17 protein-coding genes are annotated in these 16,965 nt (G+C 62.5%); 7 read left to right on the top strand and 10 right to left on the bottom strand.

Translation table 11 applies throughout. From position 1 onward, the window contains the following. The first annotated feature begins 17 nt into the window (after positions 1 to 17). The 3 genes from BLR77_RS10840 to BLR77_RS10830 all read left to right on the top strand — a co-directional run bounded on the left by BLR77_RS10840 (position 18) and on the right by BLR77_RS10830 (position 1,676). Positions 18 to 410, top strand: a complete 393-nt coding sequence (locus BLR77_RS10840; RefSeq protein ID WP_074677614.1) for a response regulator — start codon at positions 18 to 20, stop codon at positions 408 to 410. A gap of 50 nt (positions 411 to 460) precedes the next feature. Then, on the top strand, positions 461 to 1,126 hold the full coding sequence (locus BLR77_RS10835; RefSeq protein ID WP_074677612.1) for a DUF3313 domain-containing protein: 666 nt from the start codon (positions 461 to 463) through the stop codon (positions 1,124 to 1,126). 145 nt (positions 1,127 to 1,271) lie between these two features. Continuing rightward, entirely contained in the window at positions 1,272 to 1,676 is a 405-nt protein-coding gene (locus tag BLR77_RS10830; RefSeq protein WP_074677610.1) for a DUF1330 domain-containing protein, read from the top strand. 3 nt (positions 1,677 to 1,679) lie between these two features. Here BLR77_RS10830 and BLR77_RS10825 read toward each other — a convergent pair whose 3' ends face one another. Together BLR77_RS10825 and BLR77_RS10820 are read right to left on the bottom strand one after the other, a co-directional pair. Then, complete coding sequence (locus tag BLR77_RS10825; protein ID WP_074677608.1) at positions 1,680 to 2,462, bottom strand: N-acetylmuramoyl-L-alanine amidase; 783 nt, start codon at positions 2,460 to 2,462, stop codon at positions 1,680 to 1,682. After that, a complete protein-coding gene (locus tag BLR77_RS10820; protein ID WP_017676425.1) occupies positions 2,459 to 3,049 on the bottom strand; it encodes a MarC family protein in 591 nt (196 codons plus the stop codon). The genes BLR77_RS10825 and BLR77_RS10820 overlap by 4 nt, the downstream gene beginning before the upstream one ends. A 230-nt stretch (positions 3,050 to 3,279) precedes the next feature. On the opposite strand from BLR77_RS10820, the gene BLR77_RS10815 reads away from it, so the two are divergent. Beyond that, positions 3,280 to 4,803 (top strand): nucleobase:cation symporter-2 family protein, encoded by a 1,524-nt coding sequence (locus BLR77_RS10815; RefSeq protein ID WP_074677606.1) that lies wholly within the window; start codon positions 3,280 to 3,282, stop codon positions 4,801 to 4,803. Between the two features lie 62 nt (positions 4,804 to 4,865). On the opposite strand, the gene BLR77_RS10810 is transcribed toward BLR77_RS10815, so the two are convergent. The 5 genes from BLR77_RS10810 to BLR77_RS10790 all read right to left on the bottom strand — a co-directional run bounded on the left by BLR77_RS10810 (position 4,866) and on the right by BLR77_RS10790 (position 9,406). Further along, a complete protein-coding gene (locus BLR77_RS10810; protein WP_074677604.1) occupies positions 4,866 to 6,770 on the bottom strand; it encodes a GGDEF domain-containing protein in 1,905 nt (634 codons plus the stop codon). Positions 6,771 to 6,775: 5 nt separating this feature from the next. Next, on the bottom strand, positions 6,776 to 7,648 hold the full coding sequence (locus tag BLR77_RS10805) for an endonuclease/exonuclease/phosphatase family protein (protein WP_074677602.1): 873 nt from the start codon (positions 7,646 to 7,648) through the stop codon (positions 6,776 to 6,778). Positions 7,649 to 7,669: 21 nt separating this feature from the next. Beyond that, on the bottom strand, positions 7,670 to 8,296 hold the full coding sequence (locus BLR77_RS10800; RefSeq protein WP_074677600.1) for a thiol:disulfide interchange protein DsbA/DsbL: 627 nt from the start codon (positions 8,294 to 8,296) through the stop codon (positions 7,670 to 7,672). A gap of 163 nt (positions 8,297 to 8,459) precedes the next feature. Beyond that, on the bottom strand, positions 8,460 to 9,065 hold the full coding sequence (locus BLR77_RS10795; RefSeq protein ID WP_074677598.1) for a c-type cytochrome: 606 nt from the start codon (positions 9,063 to 9,065) through the stop codon (positions 8,460 to 8,462). A 50-nt stretch (positions 9,066 to 9,115) separates the two neighbouring features. After that, complete coding sequence (locus tag BLR77_RS10790) at positions 9,116 to 9,406, bottom strand: c-type cytochrome (RefSeq protein ID WP_074677596.1); 291 nt, start codon at positions 9,404 to 9,406, stop codon at positions 9,116 to 9,118. Positions 9,407 to 9,788: 382 nt separating this feature from the next. Between BLR77_RS10790 and yihA the strand changes: the two genes are divergently transcribed. Beyond that, positions 9,789 to 10,439, top strand: coding sequence for a ribosome biogenesis GTP-binding protein YihA/YsxC (gene yihA, locus BLR77_RS10785; protein WP_074677594.1), 651 nt, complete (start codon positions 9,789 to 9,791; stop codon positions 10,437 to 10,439). Positions 10,440 to 10,868: 429 nt separating this feature from the next. Here the strand turns inward: yihA and polA are convergent, their stop codons facing one another. Then, a complete protein-coding gene (polA, locus tag BLR77_RS10780; protein WP_074677592.1) occupies positions 10,869 to 13,664 on the bottom strand; it encodes a DNA polymerase I in 2,796 nt (931 codons plus the stop codon). Positions 13,665 to 13,739: 75 nt separating this feature from the next. On the opposite strand from polA, the gene BLR77_RS10775 reads away from it, so the two are divergent. After that, positions 13,740 to 14,024, top strand: a complete 285-nt coding sequence (locus tag BLR77_RS10775) for a DUF2782 domain-containing protein (protein WP_074677590.1) — start codon at positions 13,740 to 13,742, stop codon at positions 14,022 to 14,024. 17 nt (positions 14,025 to 14,041) lie between these two features. Beyond that, positions 14,042 to 14,992, top strand: coding sequence for a homoserine kinase (locus BLR77_RS10770; protein WP_074677588.1), 951 nt, complete (start codon positions 14,042 to 14,044; stop codon positions 14,990 to 14,992). 241 nt (positions 14,993 to 15,233) lie between these two features. On the opposite strand, the gene BLR77_RS10765 is transcribed toward BLR77_RS10770, so the two are convergent. Next, positions 15,234 to 15,866 carry an SCO family protein gene (locus tag BLR77_RS10765; RefSeq protein WP_074677586.1) on the bottom strand — a complete coding sequence of 211 codons (633 nt, stop codon included), beginning with the start codon at positions 15,864 to 15,866 and terminating at the stop codon, positions 15,234 to 15,236. 191 nt (positions 15,867 to 16,057) lie between these two features. After that, entirely contained in the window at positions 16,058 to 16,957 is a 900-nt protein-coding gene (gene cyoE, locus BLR77_RS10760; RefSeq protein ID WP_074677584.1) for a heme o synthase, read from the bottom strand. Positions 16,958 to 16,965 lie beyond the last annotated feature (8 nt).

Below are 16,965 nucleotides of genomic sequence, written 5' to 3'. Positions count from 1 at the left end.
CTGAAACAGAGAGCCTCATGACCGAAATCGACTGCGCCAGTGCCAAGACCATCCTGCTGGTCGAGGATGACGATGTCGTGCGCGAACTCACCGCTGAAGTGCTCGGGGAGTTCGGCTATCGCGTCCTTGCTCTGCGCGACGGGCACAGCGCACTGGAACGGCTGCGCAGCGAACAGCACTTCGATCTGCTGATGAGCGACATCGGCCTGCCCGGGATGGACGGACGCGAACTAGTGAAAGCCGCGCGCCAGCTGCGCCCGGCCCTGCCGGTGCTGTTCGCCAGCGGCTATTACGAACGCGAACTGCTCGAAGAGGTACGCGCCCGCGACAACGCGGCGGCCACCGAGAGCATCGTGAAGCCCTATGACTTCAGGCTTCTAGCTCAACGATTGAGCGAACTGGCGGGCTGACGAAGCGGCATCTAGGCTGATTGCAGCCCCCTGGACAGGAGAGTCCGCCGATGCGTTACGCCAATCCGCTTTGCCTGGCTTTACTCGCTGGTTTGCTGCTCAGCGGCTGCGCCAGCCAGATCACCAAACCCACACAGTTCTCCGGCTACCTCGCCGACTACTCCCAGCTCCAGCCAGCCACCTCAGCCACTGGCGCACCGGTGCTGCGCTGGATTTCGCCGCAGTTCAAAAGCGAGCGCTACAGCACGGTGTATGTAGAGAAGCCGACCTTCTATCCCACACCAGCGCCCAGCGATCAGGTCAGCACGCAGACGTTGGAAAACGTCCGTGATTATCTGCATCAGGCGCTGATCCGTGAGTTACAGGGACGCATGACGGTCGTCAACGAACCGACCATGGACAGCCTGGTACTGCGCAGCGCGATCACCGGCGTGACGGTTTCCACCGAAGGGCTCAAGGCCTATGAAGTGATTCCCGTTGCCCTGGTACTCGCTGCGGCGACCACAGCGGCAGGCACCCGTGATCGCGACAGCGCCATCTTCATCGAGCTGGAAGCGCTCGATGCCCGAACCAGTGAGCCGGTGCTGCGCGTGGTGCGCAAGGGCCACGGCCTGACGCTGGAGAACAGCAGCACGCAACTGACCCTGGAGGATCTCAAACCGGTACTGGATGTCTGGGCGCGTGATGCGCGTGATTTCCAACCTGGCCCACGCTGATCGGCCGAGCCTCGGCAGCCTGATGGTGCAGCGGCCGCAGCGCAGCAGCACGCTGGGCAGATGATCGCCTATCAGGCGGGTCGATAGCGCTTGCCGTACTCCACTTCAGGCGAGAGGCTCAGGAAAAACCAGACGAGGAACGTGCATGCCCAGCATCGACCCTAACCGCGAGGATCTGCTGGCGTTCGCCGAGCGCATGCCCAGCGATACACCGATCCTGATGCTCAACCTGCTGCGCTTCAACAATCAAGCCGCGTACCACGCAGACAGCCGCCATGCGCCGTGCAGCGGGCGCGAGGCCTATGCGCGCTACAGCCGCACCGCGCTGAGCAAGGTCCAGGGGGTGGGCGGCGAGGTGCAGGTGATGGCTGACGTCCATCTGGCGCTGATCGCACCGAAGGAAGAGCGGTGGGATCTGCTCCTGCTGGTGCGCTATCCCTCGTCAGCAGCCTTTCTGAGCATGCTCGCGGACCCCGAATACCAGGCCGCCACCGTTCATCGCAGCGCAGCATTGGCCGACTCTCGGCTGATCGGCACGACGCCTAGTTGAGTTCTATCCTGCCGCCTGCAGATTCAGCACCAGCAACCGCGCTGCCGTTTCGGCATCTGGCTGGCCGTCGTAGTTGGCCGGGCGATACTTCATCTGGAAGGCGGCAATGACATTGCGCGTCGCCTCATCCAGCTCGCCATGCTGCGGCACCGTGTAGCCGTTTTGCGCCAACTGCTCCTGGAACCACTGCACGCTGGGCAGGCTGGTGCTGAACAGCGCCTGTTGGCGTGCCACGGCGTCCTCGTTCGGCCAGGGCACCAGACCCTCGTCGGCCAGACGCTTCCAGGGGAACAGTGGGCCCGGATCGACCTTGCGCTGCGGCGCGACATCGCTGTGCGCGATGATCGAGCCCAGTGGTAACTGGTGACGTTCGACGATGTCCTTGAGCAGCACGATCAGGGTATCGATCTGCTGCGGCGCGAAAGGCTGCCAGTAACGGCCGGCCGGCGTCTGGTAGTAACCCTGGTTGACCAGCTCGATGCCGATCGTGGTGCTGTTGAGCCAGGTGCGCCCCTTCCATTCGCTGACGCCAACGTGCCAGGCACGGCGATTCTCGTCCACCAGGCGGTAGACAGTCGGCGGCGCATCGCCGATCAGGTAGTGGCTGCTCACCTCGGTCTGCGTCAGCAGGTCGAGCGAGCGCTGCAGGTCAGCGGAGGTGTAGTGCAGCACGACGTACTGCACGCGACTGTTCTGACCGGTCGCGGTATGACTGTCGTCGATACGCAAACCGCCTGTGCAGCCGGCGAGCAGAACAACAACGAGGGCAAGGCAAAGAGACTTCATGCGTGACCGAATACGCTTTGCAGGTTGTCCAGCAGCATGTCGACGCTGAGCATGATCAGCAGCATGCCCATCAAGCGTTCCACTGCCATCAACCCGCGATTACCGAGAAAACGCTGCAGGAACGAAGCCTGCAACAGGATGAATGCCGTCGCCGCCCAGGCCAGGATCACTGCGAGGTAAAGCTCCCAGAGCGGCCCGGTGTGGGTATTGCGCAGGGTCATCAGCACCGCGAGAGCCGAAGGCCCGGCGACCGCAGGTGTGGCCAGCGGCACCAGCATCGGCTCGCCATCCGGCACGTCGCCGAGCAGGCCCTGCGGGCTGGGAAAGATCAAGCGCATGGCGATGACGAACAGGATGATACCGCCGGCAATCGCGGTTGCCTCGCGTGACAGCCCGAGGCTGGTGAGGAATTTGTCACCAAAGGTGAGGAACAGCAGCAGCAGGCCAAGGGCGAACAGCAGTTCGCGCGCGGCGATCCACAGCCGTCTGCGCGGTTCGACGTTCTTCAGCGCGGCGATGTAGATGGCGATATTGCCGAAAGGGTCGGTGACCAAAAAGATCAGCACGGCGATGCTGAAGATGTCCATGGGCGTCTCCGGTGGCTAGTGCGCATAGTCTAGGGCCTGGCGGGGTCACCTCGCGAGTCGGCGTCACGGTCAGATTCGAGCATTTTCAGCGCGTGCGGAAATTTTATGACCCGCAGCGCAGCAACGGTTTCAGGAAACAACACTCGCAAAAAATGTATACAAAGCAGTAGCCAATGTAGCAACAAAGTGTCTACATTGACCGCACAAGAACAACAGCGAGTAGTTTTCCCATGACCTCCACTACCCAGCGCCCCGAGGACGAGAACCTCGGTCTCGGCTCCAATCTGCTTTACGGCCTGCAACACGTCCTGACCATGTACGGCGGCATCGTCGCCGTCCCCCTGATCGTCGGTCAGGCGGCCGGTCTGTCGTCTGCCGATATCGGCCTGCTGATCGCCGCCTCGCTTTTCGTCGGTGGCGCCGCCACTCTGCTGCAGACCATAGGTCTGCCGTTCTTCGGCTGTCAGTTACCCCTGGTACAGGGCGTGTCATTCGCCAGCGTCGCCACCATCGTGGCGATAGTCGGCGCCAACGGCGGTGAAGGGGGGCTACCGGTAGTGTTCGGCGCGGTGATAGGCGCAGGAGCGATCGGTCTGTTGATCACACCGATCTTCTCCAAGATCACCAAGTTCTTCCCGCCACTGGTAACCGGCATCGTCATCACCACCATCGGCCTGACGCTGATGCCTGTAGCCGCGCGCTGGGCGATGGGCGGTAACAGCGAAGCGGCGGACTTCGGCAGCATGGCCAACATCGGCCTGGCCGCCTTCACCCTGGCCACCGTGCTGCTGTTGAGCAAGGTTGGCAGCGCCACCCTCTCACGCCTGTCGATTCTGCTGGCCATGGTGATCGGCACCCTGGTGGCAGTGGCATTCGGCATGGCCGACTTTTCCAAGGTCAGCGAAGGGCCGGTGCTGGCCTTCCCTGCGCCGCTGCATTTCGGCATGCCGGTGTTCGAGCTGGCGGCGATCATCTCGATGCTGATCGTGGTGATGGTGATCCTGGTGGAAACCTCAGCCGATATCCTCGCCGTCGGCGACATCATCAACACCAAGGTCGATTCCAAACGCCTCGGCAATGGTTTGCGCGCGGACATGATCGCCAGTGTCGTTGCCCCGCTGTTCGGCTCATTCACCCAGAGTGCCTTTGCCCAGAACGTCGGCCTGGTCGCCGTGACCGGCGTGAAAAGCCGCTATGTGGTGGCCACCGGCGGGCTGATTCTGGTGACCCTCGGCTTGCTGCCGATCATGGGCCGGGTCATCGCCGCGGTACCGACCTCGGTACTCGGCGGTGCCGGCATCGTGCTGTTCGGCACCGTTGCCGCCAGCGGCATCCGCACACTGGCCAAGGTCGACTACCGCAACAACATGAACCTGGTAATCGTTGCCACCTCCATCGGCTTCGGCATGATTCCCATCGCCACGCCCAGCTTCTATCACCACTTCCCCGCCTGGTTCGAAACCATCTTCCACTCCGGCATCAGCTCGGCGGCGATAATGGCGATCCTGCTCAATCTGCTGTTCAACCATTTCACCACCGGCAACTCGGATCAGCAGTCGGTGTTCGTCGCCGGTACCGAGCGCAGCCTGCGCTACCGCGACATCGCCGCCCTGCACGATGGCGACCACTTCATCGGCGGCAAGTTGTACGACGCCCAGGGCAATGAGGTGCCATTGCAGGACGAGGACGATCACGCACCACGGGCACGAACCGCTGGAGCAACCAGCAGGGAGCCGGCCGAAGCAACATCCTAGAAGGAGTGAGTGGTTCGTATGGGAGCCGCGGCGCCGGCCGCTGCGGCTCAACTTAGAGGGGATCAGGCAGCCTGTTCGACTCGATTACGCCCCGCGCCCTTGGCGCGATATAGCGCCTGGTCGGCACGTTCGAAGGTGACCTCGGTCGCCTCGCCATTGCGAAACTCGGCGATACCGGCGGAGAAGGTGATGGTGACCGGCTCACCCTTGAAGTGGAACGGGCAGGCCTCGATTGCCGCGCGCAGGGTTTCCAGCAGCTGGACACCTCCCTCCAGCGGCGTTGCAGGAATCAGCAGAACGAACTCCTCGCCACCAAAACGGGCGATGAAGTCGGTCTTGCGCAAACGCTTGTTGAGCTCACCCGCGATGATCTTCAGCACCCGATCACCCGCCAGGTGACCGTAGCCATCGTTGATCCGCTTGAAGTGATCGACATCCAGCACCGCCAACAACAACTGACCGCCGTAGCGCTGACAGCGGGCGACTTCCAGGTCGAGACGCTCGCTCCAGGCGGCACGGTTGGGCAGCCCAGTCAGAGGATCCAGCAGGGACTTCTGTCGCTGTTCCTCGATATGCTCGCGAAACTGCTGCGCCTCCTGCTCCATCTCGGCGACACGCTTGACCAGACCCTGTAGCCGCTCGGCCACGTCATCGCCACCACTGTCGCGCTGGCGCTGATGACTGCTGACACTCTGCAAGAGGCCTTCCAGGCGCTGCTCCAGGGCCTGCTTGAGCGATTCCAGATCGGCAGCTTCCTGCACGCTGTGCTGCAGGTCGCTGACCTGATCACGCAGTTGCTGGTTGAAACTGCGCGCATTCTCCACTGAAGCGCTGTAGCCCTCGTGCGCCTCGCTGAGGGTTTCGATAAAGGCAGCCAGGCGCTCGTTGAGTTGTTTGAGATAGCCGGCAAACTCGCGCTGGCCGCTATCGGTGACGGCAAGCACCAGCACGGCCATGTCATCCAGCACCGGCACCAGCTCGTACCAGTTGAGATTGCCCTCCAGTCGCATGCGCAGCGCTTCGCCTTGCGGCAGATGGCGCGCCGGCAGCTCGAGCTCGTCGAGCAGATTTCGCAGGCTGCTGGCGATATGCGGCGCCACCGCGCTGTATCCGGGCTCGCTGCTGGGCAATGAGAACGGGCTGTCGCCGGCCTCCTCCTGCCGCACCAGGCCCGGCGGCAGCGGCAGGCTGTCGAGCACCGGCGAGGCGTCGTGGACCTGGCGATGCGCAGGCACGCTGACCACCCCGGGAATACTGGCAGGCGGCTCGTTCGTGACCTCTACGGCCGTTGGCATTGGCGTTGGCGTTGGCGTTGGCGTTGGCGTTGGCGTTGGCGTTGGCGTTGGCGTTGGCGCCGATTCTGCTGCGGGCGCCTCGGCAACGCCAGTGGCCTCGGTGACACTGCCCGGCGCCTCCTCATTTCTTTCGCTGCTCTCGCTGCTCTCGCCGCGCGAGCCGAACAGCCGCTGGAGCAGGCCCGGTTGTTCCTGCACCGGTGCCTGCAGAACGGTCAGCGCCTGCCCCTGCAGGTTGCTCAACTGGCTGAGCAGCGCCGGGAGCAGATACTGATGAGTGGTGGCATCCTGCAACTGCTTGCCCAGCGATTTGAGCGCCTTGCGCACCTCACGGGGCGGCTGCAGACGCTGCAGTTGCTCGATCAAGCCCGCCAACGCAGCCGCAGCCTCGCCGGCACGCTGCTGGCGGCGCTGCTCGGAATCCAGCACGGCCTTTTCCAGACGCGGAATTAGGCCACCCAATGCCGCGTCCATATCCTCGCGGCGGAGGATTTCGCGCATTTCCTGCATGCATTGATCGACCGCCTTATCCGCGCCCTCGGCAGCCAGACTGCTGCGCACCAGACCACGGCGCAGCAAATCCAGGCGCAACTCCCAACGGCGGTCGAGCTTTTCCTGCTGCTCCAGGCTGCTCAGGTATTTGTCTTTCCAGCGTTGCGCGTCATCGCTCATACGGCTTACTCGGGAGATGGCGTCTTCAGCATAGGCATTTGCGCAGCATTCTGTGCTTCCGGCAGGCGGATTTCCACGGCCACGGGAAGGTGATCGGAAATCGGCTGACTGAGCACATCGACGCGCCCCAATTCAAGCTCCGAACTGAGCAGGATATGGTCGAGGCAGCGCTGCGGCCGCCAGCTGGGGAAGGTCGCCTCGACCTGCGGCGCGATCAGGCCAAGGTCGCGCAGCGGGGAGTTCTCCAACAGGTCGACAGCATGGGTGTTCATGTCGCCCATCAGCACCAGGTGGCGAAACTCACTGACGCGTTCCCGAATGTAAGCCAGTTGCCGCGTCCGTGTGCGTGCGCCCAGCGCCAGATGCATCATCACCACGCCCAGAGCGTGCTCGCCCTCACCGAGACGCAGGAAAATCGCACCTCGGCCAGGCGGCCCGGGAAGTGGATGATCCTCCAGCAGGGTGGGACGCAAACGGCTGAGCACGCCGTTGCTGTGCTGGGCGAAGCGCCCGAGATTGCGATTGAGCTGTTGATACCAGTAGGGAAAGGCGCCCTGCTGGGCCAGGTACTCGACCTGATTGATGTAGCCTGAGCGCAGGCTGCCACCATCGACCTCCTGCAACGCCACCAGATCGAAGTCGGCGAGCAGATCACCGATGCGCTGCAGGTTGCCGGCACGCCCGGCATGGGGCAACAGGTGCTGCCAGCTACGGGTCAGGTAGTGGTGGTAACGCTGGGTATTGATGCCGACCTGGACGTTGAAACTGAGCAGGCGCAGGAGACCGTCGGCTGGCCAGTCGGCCTCGGTCGAGCAGTGCGGGTTGATCTGTGGATCGCACAGACCAACCGCACGTGTCTTTCGCCAGCGGCGCAGCATGCTTCGCGCCTGCGGCCGCGCTTAGAGCGCCTCGCGTTCCTTGGCGATCAGGTGGTCAGCGACCTGGAGGGTCTGCTGCGGACCACCGGCCGAGCCCAGGTCGAAGCGGTATTTGCCGCCCACGATCATCACCGGTACACCAGTGACCTGGTAAGCCATGGCCAGTTTCTTGGCCTTTTCCATCTGGCCTTTGACGGCGAAGGAATTGAAGGTCTTGAGGAAGGCATCGCGATCAACGCCCTGGGTGGCGACGAAGTCGGCGAACTCTTCAGCCGAGGCCAGCTTCTTCTTCTCCTGGTGGATGGCGGTGAACACGGCGTCATGCACCTTGTGCTCGACCTTCATGCTTTCCAGGGTGATGAACGCCTGACCATGCACGTTCCAGATGCCACCGAACAGCGCCGGCACGCGCACGAAATTGACGTCTTCCGGCAGATTCTCGACCCAGGGGTTGAGGGTCGCTTCGAACTGATAGCAATGCGGGCAGCCGTACCAGAACAGCTCCACCACCTCGATCTGGCCGGGCTTGGAAACCGGCACCGGGCTCTTCAGCTCAACGTACTGCTGGCCAGCCACCGGCTCGGCGTGAGCGGTGATACCGAACAGGCTGCTGATGGCCAGAGCCGCGCCGAGAATCAGGTTACGCATGGGGTACTCCTTGGTAGTAGGCATCGCCTCGTGGCGAATCGCTAGTAAGACCGAGCGATACGAGGCAGGTTCCGGTCATTGTAGCCGCGGCGCAAATGAAAAAGGGTGGCCGTGGCCACCCTTTGTCTTACCAACTGCAACAGTGGTCGCTTAGAAAAACTTCTTAGTGCAGACCCTGGATGAAGCTGGATACGGCTTCGATATCCTTGTTGCTCAGCTTGGCAGCGATGGCACGCATGATCATCGCGTCGCCGTCGTTGGTGCGGTCACCCTCGCGGAAGTCGGTCAGCTGCTTGGCCACATACTGGGCGTGTTGGCCACCCAGGTGCGGGAAGCCGGCAGCAGCCAGACCAGCGCCGTCAGGCGAGTGGCAACCGGTGCAGGCCGGCATACCTTCTTCCAGCTTGCCGCCGCGGAACAGTGCTTCACCACGCTCGACCAGCTTGGGATCGGCAGCACCAACGCTCATCTTCTGGCTAGCGAAGTAGGCGGAGATGTCAGCCATGTCCTGATCGCTGAGATTGTCCAGCATGCCGGTCATCTCGACCACCGGGCGCGCACCGGACTTGATGTCGTGCAGCTGCTTGAGCAAGTAACGCTCGCCCTGACCGGCCAGCTTGGGGAAGTTTGGCGCAGGGCTGTTGCCATCGGCGCCATGGCAGGCACCACAGACAGCGACTTTGCCCTGACCGGCTTCGGCATCGCCAGCAGCCTGAGCCACGCCAGTGAGGCCCAGGGTCAACAGCAGACTCACGAGTACTTTGTTCATCAGCTAATCCAATTACGGCTAAGAGAGAAAGGTTATCTGGCCGGGCCTACTCATTTGGTCATCAGTTCGATGACCGCCTGGTAATCCTCGGCCGTGCAGTCCATACACAGGCCGCGCGGCGGCATGGCATTCATACCATTGGTGACACTCTGCACCAGTGCGTCCATGCCCTTGGCCAAACGTGGCTCCCATGCGGCCTTGTCGCCTTTCTTGGGCGACGTGGGAATCTGGCCGTTGTGGCATACGCCACAGGAACGGTCATACACAGCTTGCGGATCCTGTGCAGCATAGCCGTTGAAAGACAGCGTCATAACGGCAGCAGCAAGCAGCATTTTCTTCATCAAATCAACCTCATCAGGGTGGGGAACGTCCTGCTTTCTATCGAGCAGAGATGTAATCGCTCCCGGCAATCGGGTTCCTGCGGGTGGGACAAAGCGCACACAAAATCTGCGGCATTATATACTGGCAACGCTGAAACGGAAACGACGCCGCTTGCCACGCCACCTGGCGTGCGACAGGTGCGCGGAAATGTCGCAATCCCTCGAACGGTCAAGAGGGTGTCTACAAAGCAGCGAGCAAAGGTCAGGCAAGGCGGAGTCAGCCGAAAAAGTGGAGTGTACGAGTAGTACATGAGCATTTTGAGGTTGATTCCAACGCAGCATGGCCGCGCGCAGCCATTTGTAGACACCCTCTCTGCGGATTGAGGTAACCACCGGATACCCCATGCTCCCGAAAAATCCCATCATCGGTCTGTGCCAGCAGGCCAGCTTCCTCATCAGTGCCGCCAAGGTCGATCAGTGCCCCGAGGACAGCGGCCTGGAGGTCGCCTTCGCCGGCCGTTCCAACGCGGGCAAGTCGAGCGCGCTCAACACCCTGACCCATGCCAGTCTGGCGCGGACTTCGAAGACCCCCGGGCGCACGCAGTTGCTCAATTTCTTTCGCCTGGACGACGAGCGCCGCCTGGTCGACCTGCCTGGCTACGGCTATGCCAAGGTACCGATCCCGCTCAAGCAACACTGGCAGAAACATCTGGAAGCGTATCTGGGGAGCCGCGAAAGCCTGAGCGGCCTGGTGTTGATGATGGATATCCGTCATCCGCTGACCGAGTTCGACTGCATGATGCTGGACTGGTCGGTGGCCAGTGGCATGCCGCTGCATATCCTGCTGACCAAGGCCGACAAGCTGGCCTTCGGTGCGGCGAAGACCGCGCTGCTCAAGGTGCGCCAGGAAATTCACAAGCAGTGGGGCGAGGGCATCAGCATTCAGCTGTTCTCGGCCCCCAAGCGCATGGGTGTGGAAGAAGCACAGATGGTATTGGCCGGCTGGCTGGGTCTATTGCCGGAAGACGATGAAGAAGGCGCTGAGGAGGCCTGAAGTAGGGTGCGCTGTGCGCACCGAGATCGTAGGGAGTATTCGGTGCGCGCAGCGCACCCTACGGAGCGGCCGCCGCCCGTTTTGACTTGAAAGCGCATCAAAGAAGCCCTCTCCCATAAATGAGAGGGGGTCATCAGATGGCCGCTAGCGGCACTTTTCTACGGGCAAAAAAAACCCCGAGCTTCGTATGGGGAGGGAGAAGTTCGGGGTTCAAGGTCTGAACCGCTAGGGCGGGGTTCAGATGTCTGCCAACACTTAACACAACAAAGGAGCATTGAAGGGCTTTGCGGCCATTCAGAATCTCTGACCGGGCGGCTTCGGGGAAAGTTCATCGCTCTCTTAAAAACCATTTGCAATAAGAAAACGTCTTTTGATTCCCTGAAATCCCAAGGCTAGAGCGGCCGCGGCTTTGCGCCGCGGCAAAGGGGCTCAGTGCGCTTCGTCCCAATTGGCGCCAACGCCCACTTCCACCAACAGCGGCACGTCCAGATCAGCGGCACCACTCATCAGGCTCTTGAGTTTGGCGCTGACCTCGTCGATCAGTTCCTCGCGCACCTCCAGCACCAGTTCGTCGTGCACCTGCAGGATGATGCGCGCGTCGATGCCGCTGTCCTGCAGCCAGCCGTCCACGGCGATCATGGCGCGCTTGATGATGTCCGCCGCAGTGCCCTGCATCGGCGCGTTGATCGCCGCGCGCTCGGCACCCTTGCGCATGGCCTGGTTCTGCGCGTGGATTTCCGGCAGGTACAGGCGGCGACCGTAGACCGTCTCCACATAACCCTGCTCGGCAGCCTGCGCGCGGGTGCTTTCCATATAGGTCAGCACGCCGGGGTAGCGGGCGAAGTAGCGGTCGATGTAGGCCTGCGCCTCCTTGCGCTCGACGTCGATCTGCTTGGCCAGGCCGAAGGCACTCATGCCATAGATCAGGCCGAAGTTGATGGCCTTGGCCTTGCGCCGCTGATCGCTGGTCACCTCTTCCAACGCCACACCAAACACCTCGGCAGCAGTGGCCCTGTGCACGTCCAGGTCATGGTGGAAGGCATCGAGCAAGCCTTTGTCCTTGGCCAGGTGAGCCATGATGCGCAGCTCGATCTGCGAGTAGTCCGCCGCCATCATCCTGTAGCCCTTGGGCGCGACGAAGGCCTGGCGGATGCGCCGTCCTTCGGCAGTGCGAATCGGGATGTTCTGCAGATTCGGATCGCTCGAGGACAGACGGCCAGTGGCGGCCACCGCCTGGTGATAGCTGGTGTGGATGCGCCCGGTACGCGGGTTGATCTGCTCCGGCAGTTTGTCGGTATAGGTACTCTTGAGCTTGCTAAGGCTGCGGTACTGCATCAGCACCTTGGGCAGCTCGAAGTCCTGCTCGGCCAGTTCGGCCAATACTGCCTCGGCGGTGGAGGGCTGGCCCTTGGCGGTCTTGCTGATCACCGGGTAGCCGAGTTTTTCGTAGAGGATCACACCAAGCTGCTTGGGCGAGGCCAGGTTGAATTCCTCGCCAGCGATTTCGAAGGCCTTGCGCTCCAGCTCCACCAATTTTTCGCCCAGCTCGACACTTTGCTCGCCAAGCAGCTTGGCGTCGACCAGCGCGCCGTTGCGCTCGATGCGCGCCAGCACCGGCACCAGCGGGATCTCGATTTCGCGCAGCACCTTGGCCAGCGATGGCACCGCTTCGAGCCTGCCCCACAGCTCCTGATGCAGACGCAGGGTCACGTCGGCATCCTCGGCGGCATAGGGGCCGGCCTGCTCCAGGGCGATCTGGTCGAAGGTCAGCTGTTTGGCACCCTTGCCGGCGATGTCCTCGAAGCGGATGGTGCTGTGGTTCAGGTACTTCAGCGCCAGGCTGTCCATGTCGTGGCGGGTGGCGGTCGAGTCCAGCACGTAGGATTCGAGCATGGTGTCGAAGGCCACGCCCTGCACGGCAATCGGCGTGCTGGCGTTGGCCAGGACGTTGATGTCGTACTTGGCGTGCTGGCCGACCTTGGCCTTGGCCGGGTCTTCGAGGATAGGCTTGAGCGCCTTGAGCACCGCATCGCGATCAAGCTGCTGCGGCACGCCCATGTAGCTGTGCGCCAGGGGCACGTAGGCGGCCTCGCCGGCCTTGACCGCGAAGGACAGGCCGACCAGTTGCGCCTGCTGGGCGTCGATGCTGGTGGTCTCGCTGTCGAAGGCGATCAGCTCGGCCTGCTCCAGCTTCTGCAGCCAGGCATCGAACTGCGCCTGTTCCAGTACCAGCTGGTAATCACCGGCGCTCGGCTGCGTTGGTTCGGCGGCCTCTTCGGCAGCTTCGCCAGTCGGTTCGGCGAACAGATCGCCAGCCGGCGCAGCAGCCTTGGCCGCCAGCGACTTGTTCTGGCGCAGCAGATCGTCCAGCCAGTTCTTGAATTCCAGTTCGCCGTAGAGCTGCATCAGCGCGGCCTGATCCGGCTCGCCGGGATGCAGCGATTCGATCTCGATATTCAGCGGCACGTCGGTCTTGATGGTCGCCAGTTGGTAGGACAGGTAGGCCATCTCGCGGTGTTCTTCGAGCTTGGCCGGCAGCCCCTTGGCACCGCGAATCGGCAGCTCGGGTACCTTGTCGAGGTTGGCATAGAGCATGTCGAGACCGCCGCCGATGCCGACCAGCAGGCCGAGAGCTGTCTTTTCACCGACACCGGGCACGCCGGGGATGTTGTCGACCTTGTCGCCCATCAGGGCCAGGTAGTCGATGATCAGCTCAGGGCCGACACCGAATTTCTCTTTCACGCCATCGGCATCGTAGACGCTTCCGGTCATGGTGTTGACCAGCGTAACGTGCGGGCAGACCAGCTGCGCCATGTCCTTGTCACCGGTTGAGATCACCACGTCGCGCTTCTCGCCGGCGGCCTGACGGGCCAGGGTGCCGATCACGTCGTCGGCTTCAACGCCTTCGACGCACAGCAGCGGCAGGCCGAGGGCGCGCACGCTGGCGTGCAGCGGCTCGACCTGCACACGCAGCTCGTCCGGCATGGACGGGCGATTGGCCTTGTACTCGGCGAACAGCTCGTCGCGGAAGGTGCCGCCCTTGGCGTCGAAGACCACGGCGAAGGGGCTGTTCGGATACTGCTTGCGCAGGCTCTTGAGCATGTTCAGCACGCCCTTCACCGCTCCGGTGGGCATGCCCTTGGAAGTGGTCAGCGGCGGCAGGGCGTGGAAGGCACGGTACAGATACGAGGAACCGTCGACCAGAACGAGGGGAGCTTGGCTCATGCGCGGGATCAACCTTTTCGGCGGGTGCAGCGGTAGAATGGCTGCATCGGTGAAAAACGAAGGAGCAAGATTACCATGGGTACATTGAATCGCCTGTTGCTGGTCGGCCTGCTGGCCTGTGTCCCACTTGCCGCTCATGCCGAGGACCCCGTATCGGGCGACCCGGACGTGACCATCCGCCAGGAAGGCGACCGCACCATTCAGGAATACCGGGTCAATGGCTTCCTCTACGCCATCAAGGTGATTCCGAAGAACGGTAAACCCTACTTTCTCGTTCGCGCCGATGGCAGCGACGGCAACTTCGTACGTTCGGACGATCCGGACATGCTGATCCCGTCCTGGGAAATCTTTAGCTGGTAAGGCAATTAAGGTCTGATATGTCGGTATTCACCCCCCTGGAGCGTCATGAGCTCGAAGTCTTCCTGGCGCCCTACGGGCTTGGTCGGTTGCGTGATTTCCAGGGCATTGCTGCGGGCAGCGAAAACAGCAACTTCTTCGTCAGCCTGGAGCAGGGTGAGTACGTTCTGACCCTGGTCGAACGCGGGCCGATGGCCGACCTGCCGTTCTTCATCGAATTACTCGATGTGCTGCACGATGCCGGCCTGCCGGTGCCCTACGCCCTGCGCACGCGGGACGGCGAGGCACTGCGCAGCCTGGCGGAGAAACCGGCGCTGCTGCAGCCCCGGCTGTCCGGCAAGCATGTACGCGAAGCCAACGCCCATCACTGCCAGGAAGTGGGTAGCCTGCTGGCGCGTATTCACGTGGCTACGCGTGATGCGCCCATCGAGCGGCGCAGCGACCGTGGCCTGGACTGGATGCTCGCCGAAGGTCCGAGCCAGGCGCTGAAGCTCGATGACGAGGCATTGCCGCTGCTGCGTGATGCGCTGGCCGAGATCGCCGCGCTGAAGCCGCGCATCCTCGCTCTGCCGCGGGCCAATCTGCATGCCGATCTGTTCCGCGACAACGTGCTGTTCGACGGCAACCATCTGGCTGGGGTGATCGATTTCTACAACGCCTGCTCGGGGCCGATGCTCTACGACCTGGCCATCACCCTGAACGACTGGTGCTCGCACGAAGACGGCAGCCTCGATGGCGCTTGTGCCCGTGCGCTGCTCGGCGCCTATGCAGCGCTGCGGCCCTTCACGGCTACCGAAGCGGAACTGTGGCCGGCGATGCTGCGCGTGGCTTGCGTGCGTTTCTGGCTGTCACGCCTGATCGCCGCCGAGTCATTCGCCGGACAGGAGGTGCTGATTCATGATCCGGCCGAATTCCAACGGCGCCTGGCGCAGCGCCAGCAGGTCAACCTGCCGCTGCCGTTCGCGCTGTAGTGCGATAGAAGCGTTTCGTAGGGTGGGTTAGCCGCCTGTGACACATCGCTGAATCACACTCTGTGCCTGCGGCGGCGTAACCCACCGTCGGCGCAACACCATCTATCGCCTGGTGGGTTACGCGGCGCGCTGGCTGTATTTGCGCATATGCAATCGGCGCTTTGCGCCGCTAACCCACCCTACGGATCTGCGTGGCCGCGACATCCGTAGGGTGCGCCTAACTCTAGCTAGCCGGCGCGCCTTAGGAGCCTGAAACCAACCCCGGCAGCTGCGCCGCCAGCTTGCCATTGTTGATCGGCGCGCGGATGAAGCCGCGCTGGGTGCCATCCGGGCCGATGATCACCAGGTTGCCACTGTGGTCGACGGTGTAGTTTTCCTTGCTGGTGTCAGCCGGGATGTAGGGAATGCTCACCGAGTTGGCGAATTTCTGCAGGGTTTCCTCTTCGCCGGTCAGGCCCTTGAAGCCCGCATTGAAGAAACCCAGGTACTTGCTCAGTTGCTCCGGCGTATCGCGATGCGGGTCGACACTGACCATCACCACGTTCAGGCGTGCGCGGGTTTCTTCGGGCAGCTGAGTCTGCAGTTGGCGCAGCTGGGCGAGGGTCGCCGGGCAAATATCCGGGCAGAAGGTGTAGCCGAAGAACAGCAGGCTCCATTCACCCTTGAGCTGATCCACCGCGACCTCCTTGCCGTCCTGGTCGATCAGGCTCAGCGCCGGCAGGCTGCGGTTCTGCGGCAGCAGCACGATCCCGGCATCGAGCAGTGCCGCCGGGTCACCCTGGCTCTTGCTGTTGAGTACCTTGTTGACGGTGAGGCCCAGCACCAGGGCCACGATGGCGACAAGAACGAAAACCGTTGTATGGGTACGAGTCATGAAATCCCTTAGCTAGCTTTTGCAAACCGTCTGCCACGCCACAGCTTGCTAGCAGGTGTTGAAAAACTACCTGCGTTGCCATTGCTGCGTTAAAAACAGCCTCAAAATGCTCATTTACAACACGTAAACTGCGCTTTTTCGGCTTTTTTTGCCTTGCGCTGGCTGCCTCGCCAACGTTTTTAAACGGCCTGCTAGATATTCAACAGCAGATAGTGATCCGCCAGCAGCGCGATAAACAGCAGGAACAGGTACCAGATACTGTACTTGAAGGTGTTGATCGCCGCGTGCGGTTTGCTGTCACGGTACAGCACCCAGGCCCAGTGCAGGAAGCGACCGCCGAGCAGCAGGGCGCAGACCAGGTAAAGCGGCCCGCTCATGTGAATGGCGTAGGGCAGCAGGGTCACCGCGAACATCACCAGGGTGTAGAGCAGAATATGCACCTTGGTGTAGTGCTCACCGTGGGTCACCGGCAGCATGGGGATGTCGGCCTTGGCGTATTCGGCCTTGCGATGAATGGCCAGAGCCCAGAAGTGCGGCGGCGTCCAGGCGAAGATGATCAGCACCAGTAGCAGCGGCTCGGCACTCAGGTGGCCGGTGACGGCAACCCAGCCCAGCAACGGTGGCGCCGCGCCGGCCAGGCCGCCGATGACGATGTTCTGCGGCGTGGCGCGCTTGAGAAAGCCGGTGTAGATCACCGCATAACCAAGCAAGGAGGCGAGGGTGAGCCAGGCGGCCAGCTCATTGGTGAACACCAGCAACAGGCTCATACCGGCGATGGCCAGCAGCAGGGCGAAGACAAGCGCAGCGGCTGGAGAGACCCGCCCGGCGGTAACCGGACGTTTGTGCGTGCGCGCCATGATCGAGTCGATACGTCGATCCACCACGTGGTTGACCGCCGCCGCTGCGCCGGCACACAGGCCGATGCCGAGGTTGCCGAACAACAGCACGGTCCAGGGCACACCGGCACGGGTAGCGAGGAACATACCGACCAGCGAGGTGATCAGCATCAGCATCACCACCCGTGGTTTGGTCAGCTCCAGATAGTCGCGCCAGCTGGCGTGTTCGGAGTGAGCTCGCAGCATTGTCGCCATGGCATTTC

The organism is Ectopseudomonas alcaliphila, assembly GCF_900101755.1.
Taxonomy (GTDB): Bacteria; Pseudomonadota; Gammaproteobacteria; order Pseudomonadales; family Pseudomonadaceae; genus Aquipseudomonas; species Aquipseudomonas alcaliphila.
Note: the sequence above shows the minus strand (reverse complement) of the source record. Positions and strands in the feature narration are given on the sequence as shown.